Below are 11,298 nucleotides of genomic sequence, written 5' to 3'. Positions count from 1 at the left end.
GATTATTACTATGTCTGAATTAAAGTCAGCTATGCATGATGGAAAAAGCAAATCTTCCCGACTCATTACCTCCCTGTTGTTCTGTCTTTCCCCTTTGTTTGCCACTCCGGTTACCGCTCAAGAGCCTCAGTCTTTAACATTTGCTAATTTCCGCGATACCCGCGATCTCAATCCGCACATATACTCCGGCGAGATTTGGGCCCAGAACATGTTGTTCGAATCACTAGTGAAAGTGACCTCGCAAGGGATCCAACCCTGGCTGGCGGAAAAATGGGACGTCTCCGCGGATGGCAAAATATACACTTTCACGCTGCGGGACGGCGTGAAATTCAGCGACGGCGTACCGTTTAACGCGCCGGCGGCGAAGCTGAATATTGATGCGGTACTGGCGAACCGGGAACGTCACGGCTGGCTGGAGATGGTGCGCGTCATCGATAAGGTGGACGCGCTGGATGAACACCGGCTGCGTTTTACCCTGAAAGAGCCCTACTATCCTTTCCTCATTGAACTGGCGGTCACCCGGCCGATGCGTTTTATTTCTCCGGCGGCGATGAAAGATGGCGGGACGAAACAAGGCGTGAACGCTTACATCGGCACTGGCCCGTATGTGATGAGCGAGCATAAAACCGATAAGTATGCGGTGTTTACGCTCAACCCGAACTATTGGGGCGAGAAGCCCAGGCTGGAACGCGTGGTGATGAAGGTAATACCGGATAATCAGACGCGTTTGCTGGCGTTGAAGAAAGGCGAAATCGAGCTGATTTATGGTAAAAACATGATTGACGCCGATGCCTTCGCACAATTGAGCAAGGATCCGCGTTTTACTACACGGCTTTCCGATCTGATATCGACCCGCATGCTGCTGATTAATACTCAGTCGGAAAACCTGAAGGATGTGCGTGTACGGCAGGCGTTGCAACACGCGGTGAATAAAGCCGACATTGCGGAAGGTATCTTCAACGGCAGCGAAGTCCCGGCGGATACGCTGCTGGCTAAAAACGTGCCGTATAGCAATATCGGCCTGAAGCCTTATGCGTACGATCCGGACCAGGCGGCAAAACTGCTGGACGAAGCGGGCTGGGTGCGAAAAGACGGTCAGGCCTGGCGTCAGAAAGACGGCAAGCCGCTCTCCATCGGCATTTATTACGATAACAATACCGCTTCGCAGAAAGTTATTTCCGAATATCTGCAAAGCGAATTCGCCGAGTTGGGTATCGAGCTCAAACCCTATGGCGAAGAAGAACAGGCTTATCGCGACCGTATGAAAGCCGGTAAATTCGATATCGTGTTTAACATCTCCTGGGGTACCCCCTACGATCCTCAATCGTTCCTGGCGGCCATGAAACTTCCGGCATACGGCGACTATGGCGCTCAGCAAGGTCTGACGCAGAAAAAGCAAATCGATGACAGCATCTTACAAGCGATGGTGACCACGGATGAGCAACAACGACAGGAATTATATCGTTACGTGCTGACCACGCTGCATGATGAAGCGGTTTATATTCCGCTGACCTATGAACGTAACCGGGCAGTCTATGTGAATAGCCTGAAAGGCGTGGATTTCAATCCATCTCAATTTGAGATCCCGTTTGATCGCATGTACCGCGATTAACCGGCGCCAAGCTATCTGACGAACCTGATATATCCGTCAACGGAAGCCCTGGCGAGATGATTGCAAATTGGGAAGAAGATGACGGATGTCTTTGGGTTTTTTATCACTCTGCCTGCAAGATTATAGGTTGCCGCGTGAAAAAATATTTCTATCGTCGTCTGTTGCTGACATTACCGATTTTGCTGGGGATTTCATTCTTCTCTTTTTTACTATTGAATCTGGTGCCCGCCGACCCGGCGGAAGTCGCCTTACGGGTGAATGAAATTACCCCGACGCCAGAGGCTATCGCCGAGATGCGCCGGCAACTGGGGTTGGATCGTCCCTTCCTAATCCGTTACTTCTATTGGCTGTTTGATGTGGTGCGGCTGGACTTCGGCTATTCCTACATTAATAACCGTCTGGTGCTGGATGAGCTTGCCCGCTGTTTACCGGCGACGCTGGCGCTTGCCGCATTGTCGCTGATGATTATCCTGTGCGTCAGCGTGTCATTGGGGGTACTGAGCGCGGTCTATAAAGACAGCTTTTTTGACCGTCTGATCCGCGCGTTGGTGTTCCTCGGCACGGCGATGCCCAGTTATTGGCTCGGCTTGTTGCTGATCTGGTGGTTTGCCCTGTCGTGGGACTTGCTGCCGACCAGCGGCAGCGGCACGTTCTCACATCTCATTCTGCCTGCGGTCACGCTGTCCATGGTTTACATCGCCGTTTATATCCGGCTGATTCGTAATAATATGCTGGAAAATATGCAGCAATATTATGTCTATTATGCGCGGGCGCGCGGACTGGCTGAAAAAAGCATTATTCTGCGCCATGTGCTGAAAAACTCGCTGCACAGCAGTATTACCGCACTGGGGATGAGTATTCCGCAACTGCTGGCAGGAACGGTGATTATCGAAAATATCTTTGCCTGGCCGGGCGTGGGCCGACTCTGCATCTCGTCGATTTTTAATCGCGATTATCCGGTTATTCAGGCTTATATCCTGATGATGGGCGTGCTGTTTGTGATCTGCAATCTGCTGGTCGATATCATTCAGCGCTGGATGGATCCTGCTCTACGGCAAGAGGGATAATATGCTGTTTTATCAAAAACTGCTGCGCGATAAAATTGCGTTGCTCTGCTTGTTCACCATCGTGACGGTGGTGTTGATCGGTATTTTCGCGCCCTGGCTGGCGCCCAACGATCCCAATAAAATCAACATCGCGCGTAAATATGCCGACTTTAGCGCGCGCTTCCCGTTGGGGTCCGACCATCTGGGGCGCTGTATGTTGTCGCGTTTGATGTTCGGCGTTCAGACCACGCTTTTTCTGGCGCTGCTGACGATGGCCGTCACCATTATGATCGGCAGCATCTTTGGTTTCCTATCCGGCTATTTTCGCGGCCGGCTGGATGAAGTCATGATGCGCTGTTGCGACATCATGCTGTCGTTTCCCAGCCAGATCATGATCCTGGCGATTGTCGGGATCCTCGGCGTCGGGATCTTTAACGTGATCCTGGCCAATATTCTGGTGAAATGGGCGTGGTATACCCGCATGATACGAGGGATCGTTATCAAACATAGCCAAAAAAGCTATATCCTGTTCTCACGCGCCAGCGGTACGCCGCTGTGGTTCATTCTGCGGCGCCATCTGCTGCCGAATACGTTATCGGAAATCGTGGTGCTGGCGACGCTGGACACCGGCTGGGTGATCCTGAATATCTCCGCGCTGTCATTTCTCGGGCTTGGCGTACAAGCGCCGACGGCGGAGTGGGGCACCATGTTAAGCGAAGCGCAGAAAGTGATGATGAGCCATCCGACGCAAATGCTGGCGCCGGGGCTGGCGATCCTGATTGTGGTGGCGGCATTTAATCTGCTGGGCGACTGTTTGCGCGATGCGCTGGACCCTCGGGAGTCTCATTGATGAGCGATCTATTACGGGTAGAAAATTTGCAGGTCGGGCTGGTGTCCGGCGGCAAACGTCTGTTGCATGACATCTCTTTTTCACTGCCACGCCACGCCTGCCTCGGGATTGTCGGCGAAAGCGGCAGCGGTAAAAGTCTGACCTGCCGCGCCCTCATGGGGTTGCTGGGCGAGCAGTTTACCCAGTCAGGACAGGCCTGGTTGAATGGTACGGATCTATTGGCGCAGACGCCGGAGGCGATGCGTCGTCTGCGGGGAAAAACCATCGGCATCATCCTGCAGCATCCGATGAGCGCGTTCGATCCTTTGCAAACGCTCGGCAGCCAGATGGTGGAGACATTTCGCGCGCATTTGGCGTTGGGCAAGGGGGATGCGCGCGAGCTGGCGCTGGAGATGATGCGGCTGGTCCGGCTGCGTGACGCCGCTCGGCTATTCGATAAGTATCCCAGCCAGATTAGCGGCGGCATGCTGCAACGGATCATGATCGCCATCGCGTTGGCGCTGGAGCCGAAGCTGTTGATTGCCGATGAGCCGACCACCGCGCTTGATTCGGTCACGCAGTTCGACATCATGCAGGAATTCCGCGCGATCCGGGAACGTCTTGGCACCACCATGATTTTTATCTCGCACGATTTCGGCGTGGTGAATCGTATTGCCGATCGGGTCGTGGTGATGCACCAGGGGCGGGCGGTGGAGCAAGGCGACGCGCAGCAGGTGCTGCGTCAGCCTCAGCACCCGCATACCCGCTATCTGGTGGCGTCGCGCCAGGCGTTGCAGCGGCGCTATCAGACGTTGGTCAATATGCCGCAGGATGAGGATCAAGGGCAGAGCCGGGAGGCAGTCAGTGAGCGCGTTGGTTGAAGTAAGCGATATCCATCACAGCTACCGTTCCCAGGATGATGACGGCAAATGGATACCCGTGCTGCATGGCGTGTCGTTCAGCGTTAGGGCGGGAGAGTGTCTGGGCATTATCGGCGAGAGCGGCAGCGGCAAAAGCACTCTGGGGCGTATTCTGCTGGGGCTGGAGGCGCCGAAAAGCGGGCAGGTCAGGTTAGCCGGTCAGCCATTGTATGCGCCCTCGCGCTTCTGTCGGCCGCGGCGTAAAAGAGCGGCGCGGGTCAGCGCGGTTTTTCAGGATTATACCTCGTCCGCCAATCCCTTTATGAACGTGTCGAGCATTGTGTCTGAACCACTATTGGTGCAGGGCATGACCCGGCGCGATGACGTGCGGCGGCAGGTTATCGCGCTGCTGGAACAGGTCGGGCTGACGGACGATGTGTACGAGCGTTTTCCCCATCAGCTCAGCGGCGGACAGATGCAGCGGGTCTGCATCGCCAGAGCCATCGCCGGCAAGCCTGATTTCATGGTGCTGGATGAGGCGGTCAGCGCGCTGGATGTAACCGTGCAGGTTCAGATCCTGGATTTGCTGGCCGACCTGCGTCAGCAACTGGGCCTGACCTACCTGTTTATCAGCCACGATCTGACGGCGATAACCTATTTGTGTCAGCGGGTTATTTTCCTCCAACAAGGCAGTATCATCGAACGGGTTGATGACATGGCGGCGCTGGGGCAGGTTCGGCATCCTTATGCCCGTAATCTTTTACAGGCGGTAATGGCGTTTTAATCCGCGTCGGCCGGCGCTTCCCTGCGCGATCCCCGAAACGCCTTTGTTCCGGGGATCGCGCCAGCGGCCGGCTAGTGTATGGTCGATAGCAGCAGCCGGGTATAAGGATGTTGCGGCTGGCTGAATATCTGCTCTACCTCGCCGGTTTCAACGATTTCCCCGTCTTTCATCACCGCGATACGGTGGCTCATGTGCTGCACCACGCCGAGATCGTGCGAGATAAACAGCATGGAAAGCCGTAGCTGACGCTGTAGCGCCACCAGCAAATCCAGCACCTGGGCCTGCGTGGTCACGTCCAGCGCCGACACCGGTTCATCACAAATCAGAATATCCGGCTCGGAGGCCAGCGCCTGAGCGATCGACACGCGTTGCCGCTGGCCGCCGGAAAGCGCGGTCGGCCGCCGGGACAGCAGATCGGGCGTCAGCCCGACCAGCGTGAGCAGGGTCAGGATCCGCTGCTGTTGATCCGCCGGGCTGAGATCGCGGCGTAACCGCAGCGGCTGGCGCAGGATCTTCTCCACGGTGAATTGAGGATCGAACGAACCGAGCGGATCTTGCGTAATGGTTTGAATCCGGGCGCGCAACGGCCGGCGCTCGCGTTCCGGCAATGAACTCCAGGGATGATCCGATAGCAAGACCTCGCCGCGATCCGGCTTTTGCAATGCCAGAATAATTTTCCCCAGCGTGGTTTTTCCCGAACCGGATTCGCCGACGATTCCCAGGGTTTCCCCGCGTCCCACCTGCAACGATACCTGTTTGACCGCATCCATTCGGCTGCCGTCGGGACGGGTGAAGGCAACGGATACCCGTTCTGCTTTCAGAGCGACGTCCGGTAACTTTCGGTCGCCGGAGAGCACCGATGACAAGATGCCCGCCGGAATTTCGCGCAGCGGATTATCGCCCGCCAGCCACTTCCCGCGCGTTGCGGCGGTCGGGATCGCGGCCAGCAACCGGCGGGTGTAGGGATGTTCGGGCGCCGCAAGCACCTGTTCGACCGTACCGCTCTCCACCAGCGCCCCTTTCTGCATCACGATCACGCGATCCGCCACCTGGGAAACGACCGCCAGATCGTGGGTGATCAGCAACACTCCGTGTCCGGCCTGCGCCAGCTCGCTAAACACCTTCAGCACCTGTTGTTGCACGGTGGCGTCCAACGCGGTGGTAGGCTCATCGGCGATCAATAACTGCGGGCCGCCCGCCAGCGCGGAGGCAATAAGCGCCCGCTGGCGTAAGCCGCCGGAAAGCTCATGCGGGTATTGGGCCGCGCGGTTGACCGGATCGGGAATGCCCGCCCGCGTCAGCAGCTCGGCGACCCGGCCGGCAACCTCAGCGCGCGGCAGCAGGCGGTGAGTGAGGAGCGGTTCGGCGATCTCCTGTCCGATCTTGCGCAGCGGATCGAGGGATACCAGCGCATCCTGCAAAATAAAGCCAATCTCGCGGCCGCGGATATGCCGCCAGTCGCGATCGGTCAGGTAGCGCAGATCGCAGCGGCTGCCGTCATGACGCCGCAGATCGATAGCGCCGGCGCTGACATCGGCGTGTTCGCCCGCCAGCCCGACCAGCGAGCGGGCGGTGACGGATTTCCCCGATCCCGATTCGCCGACCAGCGCCAGAATTTCTCCGGGGTTAACCTGAAACGTGAGATTTTTTACCGACTCCACCGGCCCCTGTTCGCCGCCGGGAAACGTGACGCTCAGCCCTTGTACGTTCAGCAGCGGCTGGACGGCGGAGTTTGTGTCGGGGTGACTCGCGTTGCGATGGTTCATGATGCGCCGCCTTTCGCCAGAATAGTTTGTAAACGCCGCCCCAACAGGGTGATGGCAATGACGGAAAGCGCCACCACGGTGGCCGGGAACAGGCTGACCCAAGGCGCGATATCCAGGAAGTTGCGGCCGTCGGCCAGCAGCGCGCCCCATTCGGCAGTGGGGGGAACCACGCCTAATCCAAGGAAACTTAGCGCGGACGCGGACAGGATCGCGTGGCCGACGCCGATGGTCGCCACGATCAGCAGCGGGCGCAGGGTATTGGGGATGATATGCCGGGCGACGATGTACAGCGGGTGTTCCCCCAGCGCGGTAGCGTGCTCCACGTAGCCCGAAAGCCGGACCTGAAGCACCTGCGATCTCACCAGCCGCGCATAGCCGGCGATCCCGGCCAGTCCTACCGCCAGTAGCGTGTTTTCCGGCCCGCGCCCCAGAACCGCGATCACCAGCAGCGCCAGCAGCAGATCGGGAAAGGACAGCATAATATCCAACAGACGCACCAGCACCGCGCGTACCGGCGCCGGCGCCAGCACTGACAGCGTGCCGAACAGCATGCCGCCCAGACAGGCGATCAACATGGCACCGACGCCGATGCTCAGCGACAGCGAGGTGCCGTGGATCACCCGGGAAAAGACATCCCGCCCCAGCGGATCGGTGCCAAACCAGTGTGCCCGATCGGGGGGCTGAAGGATCGCCGCCATATCCATTTCATCGGCGGTACGGCTGGTAAACAGCGAGGGGAAAAACACCGCCAACACCAACAGCGCTACAATGGCCGCCGGCAACAGGGTCGGGAGCGCCAGCCATGGGTTGCGGTACGCGGCGCGTCGAGGCGTTCGGGGAAGTATCATGGGATCACTGCTCATGAATGTTGGCCTTTTTTCGCAAGCGGGGATCGATAATCAGGTAGAGGGCATCGACCAGCAGGTTGATCACCACAAACAAGAAGGCGGACAGCATAACGATGCCCAATACCAGCGGCATATCGCGGGTTTCGATGGCGTGCAGCGTAATTTGCCCGATACCGGCGCGTCCGAAGACCGTTTCGGTCAATACCGAACCGGCCAGCACGCCGGCCAGCAGCGTGCCGGTCAGCGTTGACGCCGCCAGCGCCGCATGGCGCAGCGCGTGGCGAATGCGCAGCCAGGTTTCGCTCACCCCGCGGGTGCGCACGGTGAGGGCGAACGGTTGGGACAGCGCTTCTTCCAGGCCATCCCGCAGCACTTGGCTCAGTAGTGCCGCCAGCGGCAGGCTGAGCGTGATCACCGGCAGCACCAGCGAAATCAGGCCGTCGTTGCCTGTCACCGGGAACCATTGCAGATGAAAACTGAAAATGCTCAGCAGTACGATGCCGATCCAGTATACCGGCGTGCTGAGCAGCGTGAGTTCCAGCCAGGAGCTCAGCCGCCGCAGACGGTGGTTGCGTCCCGCGGTGATCAGCGCGCTGGAAATGGCCAGCGTCATCGCCAGCGTCACCCCGCCGAGCGCCAGCGGCAGCGTTTCGCGCATGGCATCGGCGATAACCTGCAGCACCGGCTGCCGATACTGGTAGCTGATGCCGAAATCGCCCTGCAATGCCTGGGCGCAATAGCGCAGGTATTGCATCCATAGCGGCTGGTCGAGGCCGAATTGCTGGGCCAGCGCCGTGCGGTAAGCATCGTCCACCACGTTGTCGCCGCCGCTGAGAATGGCGATGGGATCGCCGGGAATGAGTTTGACGGCGATAAACGTCAAGGTGGCCGCGCCCCAGAGCACGGCCAGAATAGTTAACAGACGTTTACCGTATCCCGCCAGATTAACGTTTAATCCAGACATCATAGAAGTTCGGTTTTGCGTTGGTCGCCCAGCTTATTCCCTGTACCTGCTTCGATAGGCCAAGCTGGTAAGCGGGAATATAGACGGGGAGAACATAGGCCTGATCGATAATTTCACGCTGAATGTCGGTATAGAGCTGTTTACGTTCGGCGTCGCCGGCGCCCACCGCTTTTCTCAGCTTCTCGTCCAGCGCGCTGATCCGCGCGAAGTTGTTGCCGTTGGGCGGCGCGTAGGCGGAATCAAACACCGTGCGCAGAATATCCGGCTCGGCGCGGACGAAGAAATTGGAGGCGATATCATAGTCATTGGCATTGGTTCGGGTGGTGAACTCGCCCACATCCAGCGGGGCGAGCTTCAGCTCGAATCCGGCCTGTTTGACCTGATACTGAATCGCCTGGAATAGCGTGACGTCCGCGGCTTCGACGTTGGTCGTGGCGTAGACGAAAGTGACCGTCAGGCGTTTGCCGTCTTTAAGACGGTAGCCCTCGCTGTCCTTGTTATTCCAGCCGGCGCTATCCAACAGCTGATTGGCTTTTTGCAGGTCGAATCCCCAGCGCGATTTTACCGTCGGGTCGTAATAAAGCGTTGCCGGACCGACAACGTTATCCGCTGCTTTCAGCGTGCCGAAATAGGCGACTTTCACCGCCGTCGCGGTATCCGCCGCGCTCTGGAACGCCTGGCGAACCTTGATGTCCTGGAACGGCCCTTTCGTCGTATTCAGGTAGAGCACGCGGTTGACGCCTGGGTTTTCATAGGTGAGCACGTCCAGACGCGGATTCTTTTTCACCGAGGGAAAATTCGCGGGCGGAACGGCGTCAATGGCCTGAATCTGGCCGCTGGCCAACGCGCCTAACCTGACGGAGGCTTCCGGCAGATATTTAAAGGTGAGGCCGTCCAGATACGCCGGGCCGGTATGTTTCGCGTAGCCCGGTCCCCAGTTGTAATCCGCGCGTTTGCTCAGCTTGCTGCCGCTGCCTTTGACAAAGGAGTCGAGAATAAAGGGGCCGGAGCCCACCACGGTGTTACTGGTGTTCGGCGTCTTTTTCAGATAGGTCGGCGACTGAATGCCCAGATACGGCAGACTTAAACCTTGTAACAGCGGCGCAAACGGCGATGCGTAATGAATCACGACCGTGTTGGCGTCGGGGGTGGTGATCTTATCGATCGGCCCCAGCAGCGATTTGGCGTAGCTGGAGGTGGTTTTCGGGTCGAGAATACGCTCTAAGTTATATTTTACCGCTTCGGCATCCAGCTTGGTGCCGTCGCTGAAGGTAACGTCTTTGCGCAGATGGAAGGTGTAGGACGTATTGTCGTCGTTGATTTCCCAGCGCTCGGCCAGCCAAGGGGTGAAGCTGTTATCCTCAGCCTGGCCGACCAGCGAATCCACCACGTTGCGGGCGATTAGGGCCGTTACGCCATAGGCGGTGATGTGTGGATCGATGATCGGCGTATCGCTGCCCAGCCCGACGTTGAGTACGCCGCCCTGAACAGGTTGCTCGCTATTCTCTGCGCTCCATGCGCTGGGGGTTAAGGAAAAAAGCAGTGATAAAGCGCTTACGGAGAGGAGTTTGGCCGACGGAAACCACATGGCCGATGATTTTTTTTCCATTCCCTAATTCCTTGAATTTACATTAGCCCAACTTAATATTGCTGTAACTTTAGGAGAGTTGAAGTAAGGGTGTAAAAGTACAAAAAATACTTTTTAATGCCAAAAAGATATATAACACCGGAAAGCGTTACCGGCGGTATAAGGAAGAAACGGAACGGGATGCTGTACGGGGAAAAAAGCCACCTGTGGAGGTGGCCTGGTGATGCGATGCGGGCAAATTAACGAGCGGCTTCGGCTGCGGTGACTTCCGGATCCGGCGCATGTGTGATGCGGTTACGCAGATCGCGGCGGACGATTTCCACCAGCCAGAAGCAGAACATATGACCGAACAGTTCGGAGAAGTGTTCGGCGAACGGTTGATCCCACGGCGCTGGAACGGTGCCGAACAGCGGCAGCAGGAAAATGTGGAATACAATGTGCAGAACCAGACCGTAAAAAGCGCCCTGCCAAAGTTTAATTTTCGGATTAAACTCGGCGATAATGCAATAAAGCACGGAAAAGGTGATAGAGAAACCAAAGTGCATGATAAAGCTCATGATTGGTCTCGCATTACCATTAAATATGTAGGTAATATGAGACATTTCAAAAGACATACCAAGCTGTTGTAATAATTCCTGCGGCGGATTGGTCAAATCACGAGCCGGTGTTCTTGGTGGAAATGGTATCTCCCAGCCAAATTTAGCGAGGGCGCAAACCAGGCCCGCAATTATCCCGATAAGTATCGCCATCAGGATTTTTTCTTTTGTGGTGCGTAACTGCATTTTATTCTCTCCTAAATAACCTGGTAACAGGTTAATTCCGTACAAATCCTGTTCGGAATTAAGTCAGATCTAAACATCACACTGATGAGCTAATAATAGAACACTATCTAAAAATGAATAAGCGCCGATTCCGATAGACAGGGCAAAGCTGGCTTTTCCCGAATGCTCGAATCACTTGTTTTCAACCCGTTTTTGCAAGGCGCTGGATTGGTTTTATCC

At 56.9% G+C, this 11,298-nt stretch carries 10 protein-coding genes; 5 read left to right on the top strand and 5 right to left on the bottom strand.

Going from position 1 to position 11,298, the window contains the following annotated elements:
- Window positions 1-10 precede the first annotated feature (10 nt).
- The 5 genes from nikA to HC231_RS21215 all read left to right on the top strand — a co-directional run bounded on the left by nikA (window position 11) and on the right by HC231_RS21215 (window position 5,131).
- Window positions 11-1,612, top strand: coding sequence for a nickel ABC transporter substrate-binding protein (gene nikA / locus HC231_RS21235; protein WP_208228653.1), 1,602 nt, complete (start codon window positions 11-13; stop codon window positions 1,610-1,612).
- Window positions 1,613-1,746: 134 nt separating this feature from the next.
- On the top strand, window positions 1,747-2,679 hold the full coding sequence (gene opp1B, locus HC231_RS21230; protein ID WP_208228652.1) for a nickel/cobalt ABC transporter permease: 933 nt from the start codon (window positions 1,747-1,749) through the stop codon (window positions 2,677-2,679).
- A 1-nt stretch (window position 2,680) separates the two neighbouring features.
- Complete coding sequence (opp1C, locus tag HC231_RS21225) at window positions 2,681-3,508, top strand: nickel/cobalt ABC transporter permease (RefSeq protein WP_208228651.1); 828 nt, start codon at window positions 2,681-2,683, stop codon at window positions 3,506-3,508.
- Window positions 3,508-4,368 carry an ABC transporter ATP-binding protein gene (locus HC231_RS21220; protein WP_208228650.1) on the top strand — a complete coding sequence of 287 codons (861 nt, stop codon included), beginning with the start codon at window positions 3,508-3,510 and terminating at the stop codon, window positions 4,366-4,368. Before opp1C ends, HC231_RS21220 begins: the two co-directional genes overlap by 1 nt.
- Complete coding sequence (locus HC231_RS21215) at window positions 4,352-5,131, top strand: ABC transporter ATP-binding protein (RefSeq protein ID WP_208228649.1); 780 nt, start codon at window positions 4,352-4,354, stop codon at window positions 5,129-5,131. Before HC231_RS21220 ends, HC231_RS21215 begins: the two co-directional genes overlap by 17 nt.
- Before the next feature lie 71 nt (window positions 5,132-5,202).
- On the opposite strand, the gene HC231_RS21210 is transcribed toward HC231_RS21215, so the two are convergent.
- The 5 genes from HC231_RS21210 to HC231_RS21190 form a co-directional block, all read right to left on the bottom strand.
- Window positions 5,203-6,897, bottom strand: coding sequence for a dipeptide ABC transporter ATP-binding protein (locus HC231_RS21210; protein ID WP_208228648.1), 1,695 nt, complete (start codon window positions 6,895-6,897; stop codon window positions 5,203-5,205).
- Complete coding sequence (locus HC231_RS21205; protein WP_208228647.1) at window positions 6,894-7,760, bottom strand: ABC transporter permease; 867 nt, start codon at window positions 7,758-7,760, stop codon at window positions 6,894-6,896. The genes HC231_RS21210 and HC231_RS21205 overlap by 4 nt, the downstream gene beginning before the upstream one ends.
- Window positions 7,750-8,712: an ABC transporter permease gene (locus HC231_RS21200; RefSeq protein WP_208228646.1), complete on the bottom strand. Its 963-nt coding sequence runs from the start codon at window positions 8,710-8,712 to the stop codon at window positions 7,750-7,752. The genes HC231_RS21205 and HC231_RS21200 overlap by 11 nt, the downstream gene beginning before the upstream one ends.
- A complete protein-coding gene (locus HC231_RS21195) occupies window positions 8,690-10,318 on the bottom strand; it encodes an ABC transporter substrate-binding protein (RefSeq protein WP_208228645.1) in 1,629 nt (542 codons plus the stop codon). Before HC231_RS21195 ends, HC231_RS21200 begins: the two co-directional genes overlap by 23 nt.
- A gap of 218 nt (window positions 10,319-10,536) precedes the next feature.
- The gene (locus HC231_RS21190) at window positions 10,537-11,079 is read right to left on the bottom strand and encodes a YagU family protein (protein ID WP_208228644.1); all 543 of its coding nucleotides are present in this window, start codon (window positions 11,077-11,079) and stop codon (window positions 10,537-10,539) included.
- Between the last annotated feature and the right edge of the window lie 219 nt (window positions 11,080-11,298).

It is taken from the genome of Brenneria izadpanahii (assembly GCF_017569925.1).
Classification (GTDB): Bacteria; Pseudomonadota; Gammaproteobacteria; order Enterobacterales; family Enterobacteriaceae; genus Brenneria; species Brenneria izadpanahii.
The sequence above is the reverse complement of the archived record's forward strand: the minus strand, read 5'-3'. Positions and strand labels throughout refer to the sequence as shown.

Coding starts and splice junctions, on each gene's coding strand:
- nikA (WP_208228653.1), top strand. CDS start 11: ATGTCTGAATTAAAGTCAGCTATGCATGATGGAAAAAGCAAATCTTCC.
- opp1C (WP_208228651.1), top strand. CDS start 2,681: ATGCTGTTTTATCAAAAACTGCTGCGCGATAAAATTGCGTTGCTCTGC.
- HC231_RS21220 (WP_208228650.1), top strand. CDS start 3,508: ATGAGCGATCTATTACGGGTAGAAAATTTGCAGGTCGGGCTGGTGTCC.
- HC231_RS21210 (WP_208228648.1), bottom strand. CDS start 6,897: ATGAACCATCGCAACGCGAGTCACCCCGACACAAACTCCGCCGTCCAG.
- HC231_RS21205 (WP_208228647.1), bottom strand. CDS start 7,760: ATGAGCAGTGATCCCATGATACTTCCCCGAACGCCTCGACGCGCCGCG.
- HC231_RS21200 (WP_208228646.1), bottom strand. CDS start 8,712: ATGATGTCTGGATTAAACGTTAATCTGGCGGGATACGGTAAACGTCTG.
- HC231_RS21195 (WP_208228645.1), bottom strand. CDS start 10,318: ATGGAAAAAAAATCATCGGCCATGTGGTTTCCGTCGGCCAAACTCCTC.
- HC231_RS21190 (WP_208228644.1), bottom strand. CDS start 11,079: ATGCAGTTACGCACCACAAAAGAAAAAATCCTGATGGCGATACTTATC.